Source organism: Paenibacillus paludis, from assembly GCF_042610515.1.
GTDB lineage: Bacteria > Bacillota > Bacilli > Paenibacillales > Paenibacillaceae > Paenibacillus_AQ.
Map to the genome: position 1 here is coordinate 115311 of NZ_JBGJZP010000019.1, position 22750 is coordinate 138060.

The following is a 22750-nucleotide window of genomic DNA, read 5'->3' on the forward strand; positions in this document are numbered from 1 at the left end:
TAACAGACATTATTCGACAACAAAAAAAGGATTTCGCCCTCTTTTTGAGGTCCGAAATCCTGAATTTCATCGCAAATCTGCATATAATTGTCTCAACACTTCCGGAGGTTCTACGCCCAACTCCCCTTTGAAGCTTTTTTCCATTTTCTCATAGTGTGTAAAGAATGCTGTTCTATCATGTAAATGTATATAAGTCCTTAGAAGAATTTCATGCGCCTCACCATCAAAGGGTACGTAGCTGAGCACAGATTGGAGGACTTCAACCGCCTCGTGATATTGGCGTTTTTCCAAATGCCATTTCGCCAATTTTTTGGAGAGGCTGGCAAAATACCGGGACATCCTCTCCCGCTCCGCCTCGCACCAGGGATAATCCCTGTTTCCGAAGAGCGATCCTTTATAGAGCTGAACCGCCTTCGTTAAGGCTTCAATATTGCCGTTGTCCATCTTAACCGTATGGGTAACGGCTTGCTCAAACATGACGTAATCACAAATATCCTCGCATTCCATCCGGTAGGACCCCCGCTGGGAGGAAATACGCACTCCAATTCCGGTATCCCGCAGCGTCTTCTTCATCCGGTACACTGCCGTGTGCAGATTATGATCGCTTTTCTCCGGCGAGTGAACTTCCGGCCACAGACTGTCGCACAGCGTCCATTTGGAAATATACGTATTCCGGTGTACCAGCAAATAGGCAAATAGCTCTTCCGCCTTAGCAGTAGGGAAGCGAATGGGTTCCACATGATCCGCTTTGTATATTTCAAAGCCTCCGAAACATACAATCCGGGAAGCAGCAGTTGCCGCTTTTGCGGGGGCTGTCCCTGTTCTTCTTTTCAATACTCTATCTATGGTACGATGCAGCAAGTCCGGCACCACCGGCTTTAATAAATAATCCAGCGCATTCACCCCGAAAGCCTCCAGGGCATATTCACGATAAGCGGTAACAAACACGACCTCGATGTCTTCCTGCAGCTCCAGCAAACGGGCGGCCAGCTCCAACCCATTCATCTCCGGCATCTCGATATCCAGAAAAACCAGATCAGGCCTGAGTCCCTTTATATCCTTGAGCAGCTCCGAAGGGTCCATATATGCGCCAACCACCTGCACATCGTCTCTTCCCCCGATCACTTTGTTCAGCACGTTCAACGCAGGCTTTTCATCATCCAATAAGACAATCCTTAGCATCGAACATCACTTGTTTCCTTATGAAATGGAAATCCCGTCTCTTGAGGCCTTCGTTCAAAGTTGGGCACTTGTCCATTCCCCCTCCCTGCTCTCTCCATATTCAGACCCGCTTATAAAAAACGGGCAGTCTAGCCGCATTATGCTACTATTACCCGAATAATTTCCGGGCAATCTTCTATACCCTTCAACCGGATACGCCTCGAAAAACCTATACAACAAGTTTCGACAATTATCGTCAAAAATCCTTTCCCGCCTCGCACAGGATTTAATGTTGAAAATTTCGCACAAAAAAACGCCTTCGCAGCTCTAACTGTGAAGGCGTTTTTGGTGCGATCGAAGCAGCTTCTCAATTTACATCCCTTGCAGCCTGTTCGTAGAATCCTCATAATGCCCTGCCAGCCTTAACTTGAAAGTGGTTCTAACGCTTGGCGACAAAGCCTCCACCTGTAAAATGGCCGTGAGCAGCTCTTTATTCCGTATATCCTTATACATAACATCATTGACCCTTGCAATGGAGATTTGAGAGGGATGAGTTTTGGAGCAAACGAATTGGCTCTCCATGCTAACCCAACCTTCCTGCAGAACACGCATGAGAAAACCGGTTCTCCCCAGATTTTGAAAAAGGAGCGGCAGTTGAGGGTTGCCAAACTTTTTAGCCAGCTTATGACATGGGGGGCGGGGCTGGGTAACCTCAAGCAACGCCTCCCCCCACATAAAAATATCGCCGATATGTACTTCCGATTCCCTCATACCCCGTACTGTAAGATTTTCTCCGAAGGAACCAAAGGGAAGCTCCATGCATAGCTCCTGTTCCCAGTCATCGTAATATTCTTCAGGATAAGCGCAAACCGCTTTGTCTAGTCCACCATGTCTGATTTTATTCGCCTGTTCATCTCCTTGCAAACCTAGAACGGATAAGAACACCTGGTCTTTTGTTGGCTTCTTCGTGATCGCAGACAATACGCGTTTCCCTTCACATTCAATCCATCCGGCTTTTCCAATGTTCACAGAACAGATTTGCATTCTGATTCCACTCTCCTTAAACCGCTGTATCCGTCTGCAGCTCCTTTTGCATTAGAGCGACTTTCTGATTCTGTGCATTACGGATTAGTTGATAGATGGCCACTCCACAGAGAACCAGCAGACCAGCCACAAGCGAAAACATCATTCCCCCGCCAAAATACTCAAAGATCAGTCCGAAGCAAATGGGGCCGAGGATTTTGGGGATTTGCATATATAAGCCAAAGATAGAGTTATATCTTCCTCTCATGCCTGCAGGTGCGGCAATGGAAACATATTTTTGCAAATGGATGATGCCTATAATTTCGCCTACGGTAAAAATCAGCTCCGTGACCACTAATACGAGGAAAGATGCAGCAAATCCATAACCCAGACTTACGATGGCAAACAGCACATAACTTATCAATATCATGGACTGCGGTGATTTGTTTTCCGTCTTCTTTGGTAGCCAGACCATGAGCAGAATCACAACAATAGAATTAATCGTCATAAGTCCGGCAAAGATGGAGGATGCGTTAGAAAAGTTTGTTTTCAGATGCAGCGGAAGAGTGGTTTCCACCTGTGAGTACAGTAATCCCACAGGAAGCGCGAACAAGGTCAACAGGTACAACAATCTATGTTCCCGGTATGGAAGTCTGGTCGAATGGGCCGCAGGCTTATCGGGCTGCAGGACCTCTTCCGGTCGTGTCTCCGGCACCTTCCACCAAATGAGCAAAGCAAACAAAACAAAAGAAGCTGAACAAATCACAAAGATAACACTCTGGTTCAATAGATACACGGCCAAGCCCAGCAAAGGCCCCAGCGCACCGCCAACATTGACTGCACCATGAATAAGGGCAAAGGCTTCCGCACGTTTCTCCTCGGGAACAATGTCAGAAATCTGGGCATTGGCTGCTGGCAGAAACATCGGCATCCCCATGCCCCCAAGTACAGAAATCAGAATCAGCATCCACAGGGTATCGGCAAATATAAAACCAAGCATGGACAAAGCCTGAATAGCCAATGATACAAGCATAACCGGCTTGCGCCCGTAACGGTCAGCCAGCCCCCCGCCCCAGAAGCTGAGCATAATTCCCGCCAGCGGTTGAAGACCTACAACCAGTAGAGGCATCAGCACAGTTCCACCAAGCTTATCCGAAATATAAAAAATGAGAAAAGGCCGGATCATAAATGTAGTTAATGCACATAATCCGGTTCCAAACACTCGAATCCATAGTATGGGGTCATGTCGTCTAAAATAAGAAAACGTAAGCCGCATGAAAGAATCAACCTCTCTTCATTCTATTCAACAATGCCCATATGTCCGTTACTTTCAAGCGACAACTCCCATGTGCGCAATTCATAATTCTCTTTGCCCGAAAGGACATAAGGATCACGCTCTGCTATCTGCACCGCTTCTTCTCTGGACGCAGCGCGGATAATGACCATACCGCCGGCATAATCCGTAAACGGCCCGCACAATACCAGCTTCCCCTCCCGGTCAAGCTCCCGTAAATGGTTTACATGGGCGCGAATGAGTTCAAGACTCATTTTTTCATTCGTTGCATGGCTGAGCAAAATAACATAACGAATATCTTCATCTCTGGTAACATAGCTCATTTGTACATTCCCCTTTTTTATTAGACTGTGATCCGATCTGCAGACTCTGGTGTGGAATGCAGCCAGCAGTGCGTATCATCAGCTAAATAGTCGTGATACAGGCCATAAGCAACCCCGCGGCAGCCCCCGCATTTTTCCCGAATTCCGCATTGTCCGCAGTTTCCGCCCAGGTTGCTCCGGTCACGCAATTGCTGGATAACAGGCGAGCTGTCCCAAATCTCTTTTAAGGGGCGCTCATGGACATTGCCTAAATGTACCGGAAGCATAACACAGGGAGTGACCCAACCATCTGCAGAAATATACCCTTGCGCCATACCGGCTTGGCAGCCTCGGAAGCCCTCCTGGCAGGCTAAAGTGGGATCAACCAAAGCCATTTGCGCCAAGTGGCTGCTGAACTTCATACGCCCTTTAAGCTGCTCCCTCTTGTTCACCCACAGCATCGCCAATGATTTCCATTGCTCGGGAAGCAAGTCCATGCTTTGACTTCCCCGGCCTACAGGCACGAACTGGGACAGATTGAACAGATGGACTCCTTTGGATAAGGCAAATTCAATGACCTGCTCGGTATGATGCACATTTTCCTTGTGGGGAGTAAAGCAGATATGTGTCTGGAGTCCTGACTCCAGAGAAGCATCAATGGCACGTTCCACACGATTAAACAGCCCCTTCAGCCCTCTCACTTCATCATGCGTCTGGCCTATGCCATCGAGGCTGATCTGGATGCGCTGAAGTCCTAATCCTCTTAATTCCTTCGCTCTTTTCAGATTCAGACCCCAGCCGTTGGTTCCCAGACCCACCTGCATATGATGATGAACGGCATGCTCGATGATCTGTTCGATATCCGCCCGAAGCAGCGGCTCTCCGCCAGATAAGGCCAAATCAATACAACCCATATCCGCCAGCTCGTCAATTAACTGCAAAGCCCGCGCCTGATCCAGTTCTCCCGGAAGACAGGTTCCAGAGCTTGACGAGCAATGTATACAGTGGGCATTACACAAATTAGTAACCGACCAGACCATATGTACAGGATAGCGGAACCATTCCTCCACCATGTTTAGACCAGCTCCGTTTCTTGTGATTATCCGTATATTTCAAAGCACTCCTGGTTGTTAAAGTACTGCGCAATTATATTTTGAAGGTCACCTATACTGATCTGATCAATGAATGTCAGGAGTTCGTCCAGAGGAACCATACGTCTATGACGCATCCAGGCCTGGGCAATTGAGACCGAACGGCTGTGGGATACGGAAGCATCCAGGGCCATTTGTGTTTTTACTTTTTGCTTGGCACGGTTGTATTCGCGTGGTGTGATCCTTCCAGCCTCCATCTGGCGCAGCTCGGCCAGCATCTTTTCTCGGATCCCCTCCAGCTGAGCTGACCTTGCCAAACCATAGATTTTGAACAGTCCTTTGCCGCCCAATACGGAGTATACACAGGTGATCTGCTGGGCGAATCCAGGGGCAACGATCACATTATAAAGTCTTGAGCCGATATAATTATCGTCGCCCAGCAAGGTGCATAGTAAATGGACTGCGTAATGTTCTTTATCTTCAAGCGGCGGGAGACTCCAGGCCCATACTGAGTAACATAGCTCTGCACGCTTTTGCGAAAGGTTAACCACCACAGGTTGTGCCATTAGAGGCTGTTCAAGCCCGACCGGAAGCATAGGCTCCTCCCAATCCTGTAAAGCTTGCAGGCAGGACTCCAGTCCGCTGCATTTCTCAAGGCTGCCGGAAATCACCAGCAGAATATTGGAGGGAATGTAATGCCGCAGGTGAAATTCTCTAAGCTCCAGAGCACTCAGTTTTAGAATATCCTCATCGAGACCAATCAGCAGTTTGCCGAGACGTCCCGGATACACGTATTGATGAAGCGCATGAGTGAGTCTGCTCCGCGGTTCCTCTAATTGTCTTGATAATTCCTTGCGGATAATATTCTGTTCCAGACCAAAATCTTCTTCCCGCAATAGAGGCTGACGAATCATATCCATTAATGGAAAAAAGATTCCGGGCAATTCTTCAGGGGTGGAACGGCTGTAGAAGCAAGTATATTCCCAGGTGGTAAAAGCATTCATAGTCCCTGTCATTTGAGTGAACTCGGGACTCATGGCTCCCTTCGGATAGAGCAGCGACCCCCGAAAAAGCAGATGCTCCAGCGCATGTGCTATACCTGTCTGTTTCGGGGACTCATGTCTTGCCCCGCTCAGTACAAAAAATCCGGCCGTCACACTTGCCATTGAAGGCATATCCTCCGTGATTACGTTCAGACCATTTGGATACTTCCACTGCGAGTGGGCCATAACGTCCTCCTAATGATTCAATACTAACGCTGAAGCGGATACTGGACCCAACGTCACCAGACCCATTTCTGCAGCCGGGACGGCGTTCTGTAATGCGGACTGAATAGCCTCCGGAGTAACTGCACTTATGGCTTCTTTCATGGCCGTTAACGTCCCGGGGTATCCCGGATACCATGAGGCGGTCAACAGCGTGTTCATTCTGGAAGCTGTACTCTCTGACCTTAGGACCATCTGGTTTAAAAGCTGGTTTTGGGCGGCCTTGACCTCCTCCCTGCTCATTCCGTTATTCCTGATTTGCTCCATTTCTTGAACGATGGCAGATGCCGCCCAGGATACGGAATTCGGTCCGGTGGCCAGATAAAAGGTCATGAGTCCCGTGTCCCTAAAGGACATCAAGCTGCTCCGCACTTGATAGGCCAACCCTTTTCTCTGCCGGATACTTTCAAAAAGTCTGGAACCGTCTCCTCCACCCAGCACCTGTGACAACACAGCAAATGCGAAAAAATCAGGATGTCTGCAGGATACACAGGGCAACGCTGCTGCCAGATGAACGAGTCTGCCTTCCTGTTCGATGGAATACGCACAGGATTGCCAATAAGGGGGTTCTTCCCGGGGAACGATCAGTGAATCCTGTACAGCGCCGGCTTCACCGATTTCATCCAGCAGCTTCCCCAGTCTTTCCTTTGAAATGCCTCCAACCACAGCAACCACACAATTATTTGGAACATAAAGACGTTCATAGACGCTCTTCACCTTGGGGAAATCCAGCTTCGCTATATCTTCAACCAGACCTACAGCTGACCGTCCGATCGTTCTACCCCCGGACATTTTTTCACGCAATACATCCATTACGTACGCATTTGGTTCCTTCCGGCGTTTACTTGAAAGAACTGCTGCATACTCCTTGCTGGCCGCAAAGGTCTCAGGGCACAAATCAAACTCCAGAATATCATGCAAAAACAGTTTGAAGACCGGCTCAAATTGATCACAAAGCACTGTAGTCCAGTGGCGTGTCCATTCTATATTGGATGAGGTTTTCAAATTAGCTCCGAAATCCGCCAAAATATCATTGAGATCTTCTTCCTTCTGTTCTCTTCGCCATATCCAATGTTCGAGAATCCGCGAACTGCCTATTTCATCTTCCGCTTCCAGCCTTGCACCTGCACCCGAGAGCAGGCCCAGCGATACCGTGTTCATACCGGCTAACGGAAGATGAATAATTTCCAATCCACTGCTTAACCTCCGGCAGGTTGTTCTGCTCTGATCCATTGGCTGCCTCCTTGTAAAAAGAACCTCCGGCAGCGCCCGAGGCTCCTTGCTTGCTAAATTACTCTCCAGGCAATAACAGATAATTCCCCTAAATCTACAATATCCAGTTCTTGAATGGCTGCCAGCAAATCAGCGTCTTCCATTTCCGCCATATTGTCACGGGCGATGTCCCACAGCAGTTCTCTGGTTGCTTCCATTTCCTCACCTCCTCTCTATAGGGCTGGTCAGGCTGCCTGGAGCAAGCCTCGTTTCAATAGCTTCTGAAGTAATCCGTTCACTTCCCCGCGTCCCTGGTCACACTGGAAGGCTGGAATGGATTCCTCAATAAGCCCCGTAATCTCGGCAACCCGGGCGGGCTGCTCACACAGCTTCAATATGGTATAGGCCAGACGTGACAACACATGGAGCTCGTCCGTAGCCGGGTTGTACACCACGTACTTGCTATTTTCCTCTTTGCGGGTAACAATATTGGATGCGAGTGTTAGTACCGTATCCGAAGTTAAATTTGGCATCTTATCCTCTCCTTCTACACTTGAACTGCTTCAGGAACCACCCAGCAATAAGGATCGCCCATTGAAGCATCGTTATGATAGGCTAATGCCGCAGAACGGCATCCTCCGCAGATGAACTTATGCTCACAAGTGCCACAATTTCCTTCGTTTCTTGTCGTCCTGTCCCGTATATTCGCTAGGACCGGCGAGTAGCTCCAGATGTCCTGGAAGCTCTGCTCACGCAAATTGCCTGCTGTGAGCGGTAAAGTCACGCAAGGGGTGACATCACCGTTAACCGTGATACGGGCGGTAACATAACCTGCACCACAGCCTATATATTGTGCTGCCTGCTCTGGCGGCAGCATCAGTGCAACACGGCAGTCATGCCAGTATATCTTCAGCTTTCCGGCGTACTCCTGCTGCATGGAGATCCACTCCACAATCACATCACGAAGCTCATTCGGCGTAAGCGCCAATGCCTGATCTCCCCGTCCTGTGGGAATGAACTCAGATAAATTCACTCCATTTGCACCGAGTCGGGCGGCCAATTCTACGACCTTTCGGCCATCCCTGAAATTAAGCCGGGTCGGCGTATACCCAACAGTTACATTAATCCCATGCTTCACTAATGTTTCTATAGCGCTAACAGCTTTGTCATACAGTCCTTTGACACCGCGCACCTGCTCATGCACTTCCGCCGTTGCTCCATCAATACTGACACAAATCCCGGACACTCCTGCCTCGATGATCCGGCGGCACATCTCATCATCAATCACGGCTCCATTAGTGCCGATCGAAACCATCATCCCCTTCGACGAAGCACGGGAGGCTATGTCCATCCAATCGGGCCTGAGCAGAGCTTCTCCTCCGGAGAGTCCCAGCAGGAGGACACCGGCCTCAGCTAATTGATCGACTACGGAAAGAGCCTCTTCTGCGTCTAATTCGTCGGGGTGCCGGCGGCCTGCGCCTGAATAGCAATGCACACAACTGGCGTTGCACAAAAGTGTAATCTCCCAGACCAGGTAGAACGGAGCTTTGAACTGATCCTGTATTGCTGCAATATTACTCATATTTCCCTCCCTCACCGGGACCGTTTGCTCCCGGCTTTCAATATGTGCTACTAAATTAACATATATTAGAAGAAGAAGGATCGTACATTTGAGGTATTTTTATAATATAATTTGGATATTAAGCCGCAAAAAGGATCACCTCCTCAGTCAACCGGGAGATGATCCTTTTCTATTACTCACTAATTATTATTTAAGCAGCTCGGCAAAAAAGAGAGAAACGGCTTCCTTTTGGTTGTGTACCCCAAGCTTGCTCAAAAGATTACGGATATGGGTTCGTACCGTAGTATAAGAAATGTGTAGCTCTATAGCAATCTGCTGCGTTGTATGCCCTCTGGATAATAGGTCCAGCACTTTATTTTCTTGAGAAGTCAGCTTTTCCATCAGGGAAAAAATCGCGGCCTGTTCTAGGGTCACCCAGATTAACCGTTTATCGTAGCTGCTGGCCCGTATATTCTTCAGGAAAGGAACCCGGACCGAACCACGTTGAACAAATACCCTGCGTGATCCGTTGCAATTGTTCATATGTTTTGTAGCGCTTAGAACCTGGCAGGTTTTACAGAGGCTGTTCCCGGTAGAATCACTGAAGAGATCAAGGGAACGGCAGGCCTTGCCGACCGCTTGTGTGGCCGAAATACCAAGCAGCGCACCAAGCTCCGCACTCCATTGTAAGACTTTCCCCGTCTCATCGATGATAAAATAGCAGTCAGAAGTACGCCTGATCCAACTCATATCCTCTACATTGGTTACGAAAGGCGCTTTGAGCTCTCCCATCTCTTTACCCCCATTTTCCAAACAGTGATTAGTGAAGTTTGTCTGGATGCAGGTTCCAAAAAGAAAAAATAATTGCATTATTTTCTATTTATTTGATTATAGCATTGCTTTCCAGACTGTCAATTCTTCATCACAAAGATACTAAGGGGTACGTTCGATGCTATAAAAAACCTTCTATCTGCTCATTGCTCAACATCGCACTGGCAATCGTCATAAAGTCCTCTCGGCCGATCTCCAAATGACCGAAGCGGAGGGAATACCCCCACTTGGGATCCCCCCGCGTGAAGCTAAGCTGTTCTAAAAGATCTCTAATCTGTACCTCCCGGCACGGCATGTAGCTGATCTTTCTGCGGAATGGCCCAAACGATTCGGACATCTGATATTTGTAGACGTTATCATCAGCCACTTCCCCGATAGCAGTGAACGCTTGGAGTGGTGCCCCGTTCGTCATATCTGTACGCGGGGAGTAGTAGATCAGCCAATCGCCTGCCTGCATCTTGCGCAAAGGTGCTGACTTGCCGTGGCAGAACTGCGCGAAGCCGCCCAGCTCTCCATGCTTCACGTGGGATGCAGACACGACACCAATCCAGAAGCGGCTTTGTTGACTTATTTCGTCCATTTGCATACCTCAATCCCCTTCCATGTTTACATCATCTATTGATCTAAGTATACAAAAACGCTACTGACAGCTTTATGTCAGTAGCGTTTTAACATGCTATCCAGCTATTTAATGGCTATATAAATCTGCACTTCTGTGTTTGCTGGATCCGAATTCCTGGAATCATAAAGCTCAAAATCGCCCGTATAGGTTCTCACTTCCGGCGATTGCTTGAAATAGGTCCATATCTCCCGCCACGCCTCAGGCACCACTTCATACATAGGTCCCTTCTTTGCCGTGAATACGATGTACTTACTTTCGGGTATTTCTACAACCGCATGATTATTATCATCCTGGACGAATTCATTATCTGTTTCATGTCCAATTACAACTGTATAGGCTCCGTTCACGTCGCTTTCATAATCCGTATACAACGAGTATAGGAATTGAGGATTTCTGACCCCCGCGGCAGAAACAAGATTGCTCTGAAAGTAGGTGTCCCAAAGTTGTGGCAATCGTCCGTCCGGTCCCGTTTCTTCAGCGTTTGTTGTACGTACAGCCACTCCAGTAATGATCAGCTTGGGCTTGTGGGTCGTATAAGTGTTCATGGTTGAATCCTCTCCTTTCTCCAAAGTATACATGGAGAAACTCGACATCTGACTGTCATGTTTATGAAGAGAGATCCTTGGTTAGTATTCATCACTAGATTTGCTCTACCTCATACAAGGACTTATCCGATGCTGGAAGGAATGGGGTCCACTCTCCCGTTGTGTAGAGCAAAAGCCGGTGCATAGCACGCGTGCATGCGGTATAGAATAACTTGCGCTCGCTCTCCAGATGATACGTCCGCGAAGATGCGTCGTAGATTAGAACGGCATCGAATTCAACGCCCTTGGCGAGATATACGGGAAGGATCAGGGTTCCCTTCTCAAAGTTGGGCGTACTCTTCGTCACAAGTTTCAACCCCTGGCAGCCCTGAGCTGTAAGGAGATCATAGGCAGCTTTGCTTTCGGCCGCTGTCTTGGCGATGATCCCGATGGAGACCAAGCCTTCCGCCTGAAGCGCCGCAAGATGCTCAGCTATTCTTGCGGCCCGCTGCCCGCCGCTGCCCATCTGAGAGAGGAGCGGTTTTCTGCCCTTGCGTTCAAAGGCTACAATCTCCTTGGCGTTAGGCAATAAAGACTTCGTGAATTCCACAATCTCACGCGTTGACCGGTAACTGCGAACCAGACGGAATAAGCTCGTTTCAGATTCGCCATACAATCCGATGAGCGGTGAATCTTCGCCGTGCAGTTCTGTGGCCTGAGCAAAGATAGCCTGACCGAAATCGCCAAGCACCGTCATGCGGGCACGGGGAAACATTTTTTTGAGGAACTCATACTGAAACATCGAATAATCCTGACCCTCATCGACGAATACATGCCGGATCTCCGTGTTCACCCGAACGCCCTCGATGAGTTCTTTCAGGTACAGGTACGGTGTCGCATCTTCATAGAAGAGTTCGGACCGGCTAAGCTTCTCCTTGGTTTGCTGACAGATTTCCGGCCAGAGCAGGGAATTTCCAGCTTCATTCGTCATCTTCGCCAAAGCATTCTCTTCTTCAAAGAACTGGATGTACAGCCGGATCATGTCTATGAACAACATCCGCTTCACACTTCGCTTCAGCGGTTTAAATTGCTCCTTCACGACCATCCGGCGCAGCAGTGCTTCCTCCCGCTCAGCATAATCGAAATCGCCCTCGTCCAGCCTGCGCTTGCCGCGCTGCATTTCACGGGCTTCTTCATATTGTTCGGCAAAGTCAAACACACCTCTGTCTTTATGCAGTTCATTAAACGCATCGGCGTACTGATCGTTGTCAAGATAATCAAGCTCCTCCTGCACCCAGAACGCCTCACGTTCCTTGTCCTCCAGCAGAGAAAGTTCACGCAGCAGCCACTCCTGCAGCAAAGCGATGCGGTTGGATAAGCGAATGGAAGAATCATAGCTGTAAAATTTCGATTCCATTTGCTTTGCTGTGATCAAATCGCGATCCCGGAAGCGTATGCTTATGAATCGCATGCCCTTCCCCTCCAACCCCTGCGCATACTTCTGGAGCGCTTGAAGAAAGTCCACAGATGCCTTGTATTGGATTCCTTTCAGCCGGGCTTCATACCCGCGGTCAGATTGTTCTTCCAGCACATATTCAATCTGGTCAAAGGGATCCTCTAAACGAAACGTCCTGCCAAGCCAGTAATCGAGATATTCATGGAAGGTCGTCTGCTGCATGTTCTCTTCACCGAGTTCAGGAAGAACGGTAGATACATAACTGTTAAACATCGGATTAGGTGAGAACAGGACAATTTGGTCAGCCCTCAGCCGTTCGCGGTGTTTATACAGCAGGTACGCCACCCGCTGCAGGGCCGCCGAGGTTTTCCCGCTGCCAGCCGCCCCCTGCACGATGAGCATCCGGCTGTTGTCATCGCGGATAATGGCATTCTGTTCCTTCTGGATCGTCGCGACGATGCTCTTCATCTGATTGTCGGCACCCTTGCCAAGCACCTGCTGCAGCAATTCATCGCCAATCGTTAAGCTCGTGTCGAATACGTTCTGCAGTTGATCTCCGCGAATCTGATACTGCCGCTTCAGCTGCATCGTTCCAGCGATAGCTCCACCCGGCGTATCATATCCGGCCGCGCCCGGTGAATAATCGTAATACATACTAGCGATCGGAGTACGCCAGTCGTACACCAGAAAACTCATGCCATCTGAGTCAATGAAGGATGACACACCGATGTAGACTTGCTCGGCAGTGTTCAAGCCATCCTCATGAAAATCGATGCGTCCGAAGTAGGGAGAGGACAGCAGCCGTTTCATGTTTTTCCATTGCTGCGCGCGTAACCGCTGGCTTCGCTCCCGTTCGGATAATAAAGCTTCTTGCTGCCTGATACTGTAGAAGGTCTCTTCAAAATCTTCGCTAGTGCTTGTGTTTACAGTCACTTCTTCCCAAAATTGCTTGCGGATGTCCACCACTTGGTCATGCAGCCCGGCCACTTCCGGCTCCAGTTCGCTGATCCTCGCTTGCAGCTTTTCCATAACCTGCTTCAGCCGTTCCTGTTCTTGCTTCCAATCCTCTGCACTTATCATCTTCCTGCATACACTCCTTCATTCGAATTTGTAAAATGAAAGTTTGACAACCCGTATTACTGTGTGGTAAGATTAAGTTGTAAATAAGATAGGATTATTATGTTATTTTCAAAATAAATGATTAGTAATTCTCCAATCATATCATAATGCTTCTGTGTGCACAACATCCATTTATACATAATTAGCCCCGGCAGATTTGCCGGGGTTTTTAATTGCCAGGGTCCTTGAAATTCCCGCAACTTAACCTAACATGATTCTTATGGAGGCTCCTCAATCTGAGGGGCTGTTTTCTTTTTCAGGGAACAAACCCAATCATTGAATGCATAATCAGCTCACCTGCAGTAGATAATTTCTAAAAACAAGGAGAGTGGTTAAATTGAAACGATCGGTAAAATCAGTCACGTCCCCCAAGAAATTTATAGTAGGTCACCACTTATTAAACGAACTATCTACGTATACCACTACTTATGGTGACCATGCTTATGTAATTTGTGATGAATTCATTCTGGATCGTGCAGCGAAAGAAGCGGGGCAATCCTTTAAAGAAGCTGGACAGCAGAGTGAGTTCGTGAAATTTAATCTACAAATTACTCAGGAAGAAATCGATAGGCATTGTGCAGCGGTTAAAAAATCAGGCGCTAATGTGATTGTGGGTATTGGCGGCGGGAAAACCTTAGATACCGCTAAAGCCACCGCTTATTATGTACATTTGCCTGTGGTTATCTTCCCAACCATCGCTTCAACTGATGCCCCCTGCACCGCACTTTCTGTCATCTACAAAACAGACGGCTCGTTTGACCGCTATCTGTTCCTGCCAACCAATCCGGATGTGGTCTTGGCAGATACAAATATTTTAGCAAGTGCTCCAACCCGTTTTTTTGTCGCTGGAATTGGAGATGCGCTCGCCACCTATTTCGAAGCACGCGCCTGCTACCAGAAAAATGGTGATAATCTGGTCAATTTGAAACCCTCGCTTGCCGGATTAGGTATCGCCAAGATGTGCTATGACACTGTTCTGGAATATGGCCTTCAAGCGAAGATAGCCGTTGATCATAAAGTTTCCACGCCTGCCGTTGAAAAAACAATTGAAGCCACCATCTATTTAAGTGGTGTGGGGGCTGAATCCGGCGGTTTAGCCGCTGCTCATGCCATTCATAACGGAATGACCGCTGTTCCATCGCTGCATCATGCACAGCATGGCGAAAAAGTAGTGTTTGGTTTATTAACACAGCTTGTTTTAGAAAGTGCACCCAAAGAAGAAGTGGAAACGGTCATTAACTTCATCAAAGAAGTGGGCTTACCCTTAACATTAAAAGATCTCGGTCTGGATCAGTTTAGAGAGGAAGAATGGCGGAAAGTGGCGGAAGATGCATGTGCCGAAGGAGACACGATGGGCAATATGCCACATCCCGTAACTCCTGATGACGTATACCAGGCCATCATTGCGGCAAATGCATTGGCAGAATATTACCATAATTAAAATCTGGAGACCTATTGAAACACTAAGCAGCCAATTGCCGGGATGGAACCGACAGCTGGCTGTTTAAAGCCGCTGAAACAACTGCTCCCCTTTTGTCTGCATATATCTATACATTGCTAGGCATGCCGCTATCATAATCATGCCAACCCCTAACAAGATGAGATTTGCATTTACCTGCGTCAGAAGAAGGGATAGTCCCAAGGGAACTAATAAACTGATGAACCCTATGAGCATAGATACAAGAACTGCTGCACTCTGTTTGATTACCGTAACTTCGCTTTTCCACTCCAGGTTAGGTAATTTCAGGTTAACAATAATGCCTATCAGCGCGGAATAACAAGCATAGATCAAAGGGATAACAAGCAATAATAAGCTTTCCATCCATCCCGTGCGCAACGATATCATAAGCATTACACTACTAATACTCAGGACGGGTAATGTGATGGTCAGATTCACGGCAACTTTGCTAAGCCATATCGCTTGTTTCGATACGGGTGAACTTTTTAGTATCCATAAATTGTTGCCTTCAAGCGAAATGGAACTTGACGTTGTGCAGCTTAAAACTACAAATAAGGATAGGAGGATGGGAGCCAGCGTACTCAGATAATGGGATAATTGTGGAATTTCAATCATTTCCCCCAGCTTCTCCGAACTGACAAACAATAAGGCAACCGACATCACCAGTAATAGAATCATGCCTATACTTGTGTTCAGCACATAAACAGAAGAGCCAAAATATCGGCGCAACTCCTTCTTATACAGTGCACGAAATGGAGAGGAGGCTTCTAACGGCTTCATGGTATATTTGCTGCCTGCATGACTGGTCATTAGACCTGTATGAATCGCTTTATATCTTGTACTTAACACAGTGGCAAATATAATAAATGAAAGTACGGATAACGCAATAAATAATAACAATGAGCCTACCTGATACGAGCAGACCGCATCGACATACATCGCTGCAAGAGGATACAGCTTAAATATCATATCGGCCAGCTCAGTCCCCATATCAGCAAGTGCCTGCTGGTTTCCATTCAGCGTAAATGAACCGACCATAAGTGCAATCACAATGGCAAAAGTTAATACAAGACTGATCATCCTGCTCGCTTTAAACCGGGAAGAGATCCAGCTGATGCATGAACCAATAATCGTTGCCGCAATAATCGGCAGTAATGGGATAAATAAAAGGGTCATTAGAAAAAACAGATAAAATAACGTCCCCGGATTCACTTTTATAGCATATACCACACCTGCTGGCAGCATGACCATCAAAGAAAAGAACAAATTCAGCACATAGAGCTGAAGAATACGGCTTGCCACAACATGACTCGTCTTGATCGGCAGCGACATCACCAAATCGTAGTCCTTATAGCTGAATAATACACCGCTTGCCTTATAGACCGTGGTGAAGAACCCTACAATAGAAGTAACAGCCATCATAATCGCCAGCAATAGATCCATTCGCCCCATTTGTTCAAAAGTCACTGCCAACATGAAGCTGTATCCAAATGATACTACTGCTATCATGAGCACTCCCACAAAAATACCAAAGGCGAGTAAAAGCGATTTGCGTCTTTCTTTAACATCTTTTGTATGTAAAGCTTTATTCAACCCAAATGAAGATAACAACTGCAGCTTCGTTAATCTCCAGATATTAATCATTGTCGATCAGCTCCATGAATAATGCTTCCAGGCTATTTTCGCCCTTTACTTCTTCTGTCTTGCCATGGGCTATCAATTGGCCCCCCTTTATGATCGCTATCTTATTGCAGAGCTTCTCTGCCACATCCAGCACATGCGTTGAGAAGAAGATGGCACTGCCGTTGCTGCACAGCTCTACCATAATTGTCTTTAGCATGTGAGCGGCTTTTGGATCAAGGCCAACAAAGGGTTCGTCTAACACCAACAACTTTGGTTTATGAATAAGTGCAGAGATAATCGCAAGCTTCTGCTTCATCCCATGGGAATACGATGAAATCATATCACCCAAATGGACCGTAATTTGAAAAGCATCGCTGTATTTTTTAATAAGCTGCTCACGATCCGCTTTGGATACACTAAAGAGATCACCGATAAAATTCAAGTACTGAATGCCGGTAAGATGATCATACAAATCCGGGTTATCCGGAATATACGCAATCCTCGCCTTGCACGCTACCGGATCTTTTTTTATGGAGATACCGTCAATTTCAATATCCCCTTCTTCAAAATCAAGCACGCCCACTACTGCCCGAATGGTTGTTGTTTTACCTGCACCGTTATGTCCGATAAAGCCGTAGATATCGCCTGGCTCCACCACCAAATTCAAGTCATTTACTGCCTTTTTACCACCCTTATAGCTTTTGGTAAAATGTTTGATTGTAAGCATGCCCTTCACCCTTTCAATGCGTTTTTTCCCATACGCTCTTCCCGTAGAATAACTATAGTACGAATAGCACCGCCCGAACGTTCATTTGTCTGTATAGATATTAAAAAAAGCCCATCCCCCTTAGGATGGACTTCCTCATTATTAAAAAATCAAGCGCCAGCGTGGTTTCACACTTCTTCTACTTTCTGAATGCCGCGCAGCCATATTCCACGGATGGATAACGTATCGGAAATAGTCGTGGTCGGGTCGCCGTCGACCAAGACCAAGTCTGCTCTTGCCCCCTGAATGATACGCCCGCGGTCGTTCAGGCCGAACCGGCGGGCTGTTTTTGAAGTAGCGGACTGAAGAGCTTCTACGGGCGTGAATCCCGCTTCCACCAATAGCTGCATTTCATGGTGTACACTGGCCCCATGGGCAAGCCCGCCAAGCGATGGAACCGGCACGGAGACATCCGTACCCACCAGGATGTCTACACCTGCATGATGAAGATCCATCACATTCCGGTAGTTGTCTTCCATGCTGCCTTGCGGGTAGGTATGGAAGCTGGCATTCAGCGTATCCAACCATTCCGGACTAAGCCTGGAACTCACACGGTGATCCTTGGTCAATTCCGCTGCGGAGTTACCGATAATGGAAGAGTTCAAGACCAGACACGGTGTAACGAAAGCACCGGACTCTGCGATCATTCTCACCAGATCCGAAGTATTGTCCGGGCGGTCGATGAATAAATGGGCCAAACCATCCACCCCAACTTCGATGGCTTGCCGGGAGGAGTCTGCAGTCAATACATGGGCAATTGCAATCTTGCCGTACCGGTGCGCTTCCCCTACGGCTGCACTTAGAATATCTTGGCTTAAGACAGGCAAGCCGGGGGCGGCCAGTACCGTCCCTTCCTCAATCATAATCTTAATATAGTCGGCTCCCTCCCTGACTTGTTCGCCCACAAATACCAGCGCCTCATCCCTGTTCGATACCGCAGCCGCTTCTCCGTGATCGTGATCATGGGCATGAGCAGCCAGCATAGCGTTGCGATCTTCCTCGCTCATTTTCTCCAATTCCTTCAGTACAAAATCCGGGATTTCCCCATCCCCAGGCATAAGTTCATCGGGATGCCCTCCAGGAGGTGTGACCCCCATTCCGGCAGACCGCACGTCGGCAATATCCTCAATCCCCTGGAGCTGTGCCTCGCGGCCGTTTTTCGTAAACCCGCCCATCATTTCCAGTTCAGTCGTCACACCGAATTTCAGTGCGTCACGCAGGCCCTCAACGGAAGTGTGAACGTGGGCATCGATCAGACCCGGCAGTAAAGTCCCTCCTTTCGCATCAATGGTGATCGCATGTGCCGGTATTTCCCCGCCTACCGATAGGATCCGTTCGCCTTCAATCAGGACCGTCGTGGCTCTGATCACGTTCTCGCCGTCAAATATGCGCGCATTGGTGATTGCTGTAATCATTGTGATACCTCCTATAATGGAATAGCGTTTGTTATTGATTGAAATATAACAGTTAGATTTCTAACTGTCAATCTTAAAATTAAATGAAGTCTAACCATTTGAATTTGACAATTTAGGGACCGAAAATTAAGATGTTCTTATAATTAGAATTCAAACTATAGCGAGGGAGTCAGGCACAGGATGACGAAGCAAGCTTTGCTTACCCCCTACTCCGATTTAATCCGGGAGATTGGATTGAAAATCAGAGGTATGGCCAATGTCAGATTATCGGAACTGGGACTGAATGCGCAGCAAGGGCAGATGATGGGCTATATTTTTGAGCATCAGGACAAAGGTGTGATCCAGAAGGATTTGGCCGAGCGTTTCAACCGTAAGGGAGCCACCATCACCAGCATGCTTCAGGGGTTGGAGAAAAAAGGGTATATCAAGCGGGTGATTCCGGAAGATAATGAACGGCAGAAAAAAATATATTTATTGCAAAAAGGGGCCGACCTCGTCGAGGAATTCCACGATATATTCATGGAAGTAGAACGATGTGTTACCCAGGGCCTTACCGAAGAAGAAAGCGCAGCCTTCTTGAAGTTATTAATCAAAGTGAAAGAGACTTTATAGCAAGACAACGCCACTCCTGTGAGTGGTTTTTTATTGAGCTGAACCTTCTTGCTATACGCGGACCTAACCGGTTACAAAAACCTTCTTCTATGCATCAAGGTAATTTGCGCTGCCCAAGCAACTCGGCACACATGGTACAGCAGTAAATAATACCGTCCGCCAAATTGCCGGGGCGATTGGTACGGCTGTCGTGATTACGATTTACAGTGCAGGCTACAAGCCATGCAGCTACAGTGATCCAGCACAATCCTTCTACTACTGCTGAGCTCCTTAAATCCCTTACATCAATTTTAGGGGCAAGTGACGCCTATTACTTCATGATGATTCTATCCATTGCCGCGTTTTTTATCACATTATTTATGCCCACGAAAAAGAAGATCATGATTGAAAAAAAAGCAAACGTAGTCAGCAAGGAAGAACCTCTGTTGTAACACGCATGAGCTAGCAATATCAGTATATGAAGAAGAGAAGCCACTCTTTATGCGAAGTGGCTTTTCTTCTATTATGTCCGCACGGATGAAAGTTCTATTTACGGCCTGTCTCTTCGATAAATATCGATGCTTTTATACCCTTCACCCAGAATCTTCTTCATTTCTGCCCGCCGTTTTTCTCTAGTCTCCTCTTGTACAGCGCTGTATATATAACGGGCCCAATCCTTTCGGTAGCCGGGTGTAAGGGATTGGTAAAAAGCCAGTATCTCCGCACTATCCGTCAGATCTTGCTCCACAGCAGGGATCATAGAGGTGTAATCGTCCACACGTTGACTTGGCTTTGAAGATGCATCCTTGTTCTTCCGCGCCTCCTCTTTGAATCCGACAACGGTAAACACCTCATTTAAGCCCACCATACGTGCAAACTTCAGGTTGCTCGTTCCAATATAACCGTCCTCATCGGCTCCTACCCCTTCAAAAAGACTGTCTCTGTGAATGTAGGCCGAATAAACCTTATTCCCTTTTTTGGGATAAGCGGCGAACAAATAGCCGCCTTTATTTAAATAGTTGTGATCAATCACTTTGTGGACGAGCTCCTGTAGCGATTCCATATTGAGCACATAAGCAAAAATCAGATCATAACTGCTGGCTGTTAATTCAGTGTCATGCTCTGCTAATCCCGCTAAACTGTCGTCATGCTCTGGTCTGTACAATACAGCAACCTTATTGAATTTGTGCATATTTAACTTTTCTACAATTGTTTTAGCCATGTACGGACCCCCGTTAAATGTTGTCTTTATTTAGCGTTGCATAACCGTTGTCTTTTTGCAAGCCGGGCAGCTTTTGTAGCTCCATAAGGAAATGACTTCCTTGCTGAATAAATCAAACAGCCCCCAAGACCCCTGAAAAGTGGGGTAGGAGGCTACTTGTGAGAAAATGTTCTTTGCTTTAAAACTTGCACGTTAGCTGTTAACCAATATTACTTCGCGCTGCGGTCCACAAGTTTACGAGGATCCACTTTGTTGTCCATCAGAAGCGGAGTCTTTGCACCTTTAGCAATTTGATCCCAGGCTACCACTTTAAAGTTTTGATTAAGCTCTTTGCCATTGTTAATGTTGGAATCATCCTGTGCGATGAAAATGCCATAAGGGAACTGTTCGCCCAGTCCGAACCCGAGTACATCAATACCATCAGTTACTGAGGTGCCATCGGTCAATGCGCCATCGGCGATATTGAAGCTAATAAGGTAAGCGTTATTGCCTTCACGGTCATATATCGCGTAGCTGTCACTGCCTTGGCTGGAGGCGATTAAGTAACCTTTGCCGTCAGCACCATAATAGAGTGTCAACCCTTCAATATCATCCTGTAATCGGCGTCCGTCCGCAATATCGACAGTGGATAGAGGTTTTGTGCCGCTGTCCGGCTCCGCATTATATTTGTATATCGCGTAATCCTCTTCCGCTATATACATCATGCCATACTCATCATCGGCTACCATTCCTTCTGATTGCGTAGCCAGCTTAAACTCGCGAACGAGCTTACCTGAAACTTTCCCCTTCCCGTTGTCAGCCAGCTCATATTGCTCAAATTCGCCTTCTTTACCCAGAACCAGAGCGTAATACTTATCCGATTTCAGGCTATGGTAGAGGCTGAATCCGTATACCTCTTCCATCTTCGCTTTAATGGGCTCTGCTACGATGTCAGTCAACTTTCCGGTTGCCCCGTCCATGGCAAAAATATCAACCGTGTTCGTAGAACGGTTCGTCGCGCCAACAATATCTACTTTTTTATCGCCAAGCTGAAAATCATAACGTATATCAATATTATTCATTTTTCCTACTTTATAATTTTGAAGCTCTTTGCCGTTCAAATCATAGACGAGAACGCCTCCGCCTTTGTTCGTGGCAATGATTTTGGAATTCGCCGGGTTCGCAGAATCGAGCCAAATGGCCGGGTCATCGGCTGCATCCTCACCATCTTCAACGGCTGCCGTCTCTACCTGGGCGGTTACGGAATAAGGAGTGATGATATCAGCGGAATTGATAAACTTTGCATTTTCCGCCAGAATAGCTTGAAGCAGCTTGGAAGGAATGTACATCGTGCCATCGACTAATTTGACCTCCGCTGGAAGCTCGCCTGCTTTACCCGCTAGACGATATTCCTTATCGCCTGCCGTGAACGTGCCTGCGAATCCGTTCTTCAGCTTGACCAGTGCCGACTTATCGTCACTATCCCAAGTGATAGTTGCTCCGATCCCATCCATGTGCTTGCGCAGAGGTTCATATCCTTTTAGGTCTGAGGCGGATGCTGCGTTAGTTGTTGCGGCAGGAAGTAGAGCGCCTGCAAGGAGCAGCGTAGATAGTACAGTTTCCCATGTTTTCATTGATGTTCAATGTTCCCCTCTATTGTTAGTAATTGCTTAACTATAGAAGATGAGTGTAAAAGAAGTATTAACAGACAACTAGGCCTTTGTTAAATTTACAATGTAAATTCAAGATAGTATTTGAATGCATCTCATAGTTCCAGACTGCCACTATTATTTCTCAGCAGGGAATTTGCTCATATCCATATACAGCACATTCCAGCGATGACCATCCAAATCAGCAAAACCTGCACCATACATCCAGCCCTGGTCATGGGGTTTGCCGTAAATGCTACCGCCAGCCTTTCCCACCTTCGTTACCATTTCATCCACTTCTTCCTTGCTATCTGCACCAATTGTAAACAATACTTCAGTGCCTTTCGTTGTATCTGCAATATTATTTCCTGTAAATCTTTCGAACGTGGATTCTGTAAAAAGCATCACAATAACATTCTTGTCTCCGATGACTAGACTAGCTTTATCATCAGCACTTCCATGTCCTTGATTCAAAGAAAATCCAATCTCCGTGAAAAAATCTTTTGATTTGTTGATATCTTTAACTGGTAGATTGATCCATATTTGCCCCGCCATAGTTATTCCTCCTTATAAATAAAATTATGT

Annotated in this window: 22 protein-coding genes; 2 read left to right on the forward strand and 20 right to left on the reverse strand. The window is 47.2% G+C overall.

Translation table 11 applies throughout. From position 1 onward, the window contains the following. Positions 1 to 66: 66 nt before the first annotated feature. The 14 genes from ACAN56_RS27595 to helD all read right to left on the reverse strand — a co-directional run bounded on the left by ACAN56_RS27595 (position 67) and on the right by helD (position 13422). Positions 67 to 1164: a response regulator gene (locus ACAN56_RS27595; protein ID WP_379146839.1), complete on the reverse strand. Its 1098-nt coding sequence runs from the start codon at positions 1162 to 1164 to the stop codon at positions 67 to 69. Between the two features lie 369 nt (positions 1165 to 1533). Beyond that, positions 1534 to 2205, reverse strand: coding sequence for an MOSC domain-containing protein (locus ACAN56_RS27600; RefSeq protein ID WP_038598042.1), 672 nt, complete (start codon positions 2203 to 2205; stop codon positions 1534 to 1536). A 16-nt stretch (positions 2206 to 2221) separates the two neighbouring features. After that, positions 2222 to 3460 (reverse strand): MDR family MFS transporter, encoded by a 1239-nt coding sequence (locus ACAN56_RS27605; protein ID WP_052092394.1) that lies wholly within the window; start codon positions 3458 to 3460, stop codon positions 2222 to 2224. 23 nt (positions 3461 to 3483) lie between these two features. Further along, the gene (locus ACAN56_RS27610) at positions 3484 to 3801 is read right to left on the reverse strand and encodes a YciI family protein (protein ID WP_052092395.1); all 318 of its coding nucleotides are present in this window, start codon (positions 3799 to 3801) and stop codon (positions 3484 to 3486) included. A gap of 20 nt (positions 3802 to 3821) precedes the next feature. Then, the gene (locus tag ACAN56_RS27615; protein ID WP_038598043.1) at positions 3822 to 4853 is read right to left on the reverse strand and encodes a radical SAM/SPASM domain-containing protein; all 1032 of its coding nucleotides are present in this window, start codon (positions 4851 to 4853) and stop codon (positions 3822 to 3824) included. A 26-nt stretch (positions 4854 to 4879) separates the two neighbouring features. Further along, positions 4880 to 6100, reverse strand: coding sequence for a M16 family metallopeptidase (locus ACAN56_RS27620; RefSeq protein ID WP_379146846.1), 1221 nt, complete (start codon positions 6098 to 6100; stop codon positions 4880 to 4882). A 9-nt stretch (positions 6101 to 6109) separates the two neighbouring features. Further along, entirely contained in the window at positions 6110 to 7369 is a 1260-nt protein-coding gene (locus tag ACAN56_RS27625) for a M16 family metallopeptidase (protein WP_379146848.1), read from the reverse strand. Between the two features lie 53 nt (positions 7370 to 7422). Continuing rightward, positions 7423 to 7566, reverse strand: a complete 144-nt coding sequence (locus ACAN56_RS27630) for a hypothetical protein (protein ID WP_156130981.1) — start codon at positions 7564 to 7566, stop codon at positions 7423 to 7425. 27 nt (positions 7567 to 7593) lie between these two features. Next, positions 7594 to 7881, reverse strand: a complete 288-nt coding sequence (locus ACAN56_RS27635; RefSeq protein WP_379146851.1) for a PqqD family protein — start codon at positions 7879 to 7881, stop codon at positions 7594 to 7596. Positions 7882 to 7895: 14 nt separating this feature from the next. Then, positions 7896 to 8930 carry a radical SAM/SPASM domain-containing protein gene (locus ACAN56_RS27640; protein ID WP_076113765.1) on the reverse strand — a complete coding sequence of 345 codons (1035 nt, stop codon included), beginning with the start codon at positions 8928 to 8930 and terminating at the stop codon, positions 7896 to 7898. A 186-nt stretch (positions 8931 to 9116) separates the two neighbouring features. Further along, a complete protein-coding gene (locus tag ACAN56_RS27645) occupies positions 9117 to 9701 on the reverse strand; it encodes a response regulator transcription factor (RefSeq protein ID WP_379146855.1) in 585 nt (194 codons plus the stop codon). Between the two features lie 160 nt (positions 9702 to 9861). Continuing rightward, positions 9862 to 10320: an EVE domain-containing protein gene (locus ACAN56_RS27650; RefSeq protein WP_379146858.1), complete on the reverse strand. Its 459-nt coding sequence runs from the start codon at positions 10318 to 10320 to the stop codon at positions 9862 to 9864. Between the two features lie 104 nt (positions 10321 to 10424). Next, positions 10425 to 10907, reverse strand: a complete 483-nt coding sequence (locus ACAN56_RS27655) for a GyrI-like domain-containing protein (RefSeq protein WP_076113767.1) — start codon at positions 10905 to 10907, stop codon at positions 10425 to 10427. Positions 10908 to 11001: 94 nt separating this feature from the next. Continuing rightward, positions 11002 to 13422, reverse strand: a complete 2421-nt coding sequence (gene helD / locus ACAN56_RS27660) for an RNA polymerase recycling motor HelD (RefSeq protein WP_379146861.1) — start codon at positions 13420 to 13422, stop codon at positions 11002 to 11004. 376 nt (positions 13423 to 13798) lie between these two features. Between helD and ACAN56_RS27665 the strand changes: the two genes are divergently transcribed. Continuing rightward, positions 13799 to 14902 (forward strand): glycerol dehydrogenase, encoded by a 1104-nt coding sequence (locus ACAN56_RS27665; protein ID WP_379146863.1) that lies wholly within the window; start codon positions 13799 to 13801, stop codon positions 14900 to 14902. Between the two features lie 63 nt (positions 14903 to 14965). On the opposite strand, the gene ACAN56_RS27670 is transcribed toward ACAN56_RS27665, so the two are convergent. The 3 genes from ACAN56_RS27670 to ACAN56_RS27680 form a co-directional block, all read right to left on the reverse strand. Next, the gene (locus ACAN56_RS27670) at positions 14966 to 16564 is read right to left on the reverse strand and encodes an ABC transporter permease (RefSeq protein WP_379146866.1); all 1599 of its coding nucleotides are present in this window, start codon (positions 16562 to 16564) and stop codon (positions 14966 to 14968) included. Next, entirely contained in the window at positions 16557 to 17270 is a 714-nt protein-coding gene (locus ACAN56_RS27675; RefSeq protein WP_379146868.1) for an ABC transporter ATP-binding protein, read from the reverse strand. Before ACAN56_RS27675 ends, ACAN56_RS27670 begins: the two co-directional genes overlap by 8 nt. Before the next feature lie 167 nt (positions 17271 to 17437). Continuing rightward, complete coding sequence (locus ACAN56_RS27680) at positions 17438 to 18724, reverse strand: amidohydrolase family protein (RefSeq protein ID WP_379146870.1); 1287 nt, start codon at positions 18722 to 18724, stop codon at positions 17438 to 17440. A 180-nt stretch (positions 18725 to 18904) separates the two neighbouring features. Here ACAN56_RS27680 and ACAN56_RS27685 point away from each other — a divergent pair, with 180 nt between their 5' ends. Beyond that, positions 18905 to 19336, forward strand: a complete 432-nt coding sequence (locus ACAN56_RS27685; RefSeq protein ID WP_076113772.1) for a MarR family winged helix-turn-helix transcriptional regulator — start codon at positions 18905 to 18907, stop codon at positions 19334 to 19336. 529 nt (positions 19337 to 19865) lie between these two features. Here the strand turns inward: ACAN56_RS27685 and ACAN56_RS27690 are convergent. The 3 genes from ACAN56_RS27690 to ACAN56_RS27700 form a co-directional block, all read right to left on the reverse strand. Beyond that, complete coding sequence (locus ACAN56_RS27690; RefSeq protein ID WP_379146873.1) at positions 19866 to 20537, reverse strand: YdeI/OmpD-associated family protein; 672 nt, start codon at positions 20535 to 20537, stop codon at positions 19866 to 19868. Positions 20538 to 20746: 209 nt separating this feature from the next. Then, entirely contained in the window at positions 20747 to 22150 is a 1404-nt protein-coding gene (locus tag ACAN56_RS27695) for a phytase (protein ID WP_379146876.1), read from the reverse strand. A 153-nt stretch (positions 22151 to 22303) separates the two neighbouring features. Continuing rightward, positions 22304 to 22720: a VOC family protein gene (locus ACAN56_RS27700; RefSeq protein WP_379146877.1), complete on the reverse strand. Its 417-nt coding sequence runs from the start codon at positions 22718 to 22720 to the stop codon at positions 22304 to 22306. Between the last annotated feature and the right edge of the window lie 30 nt (positions 22721 to 22750).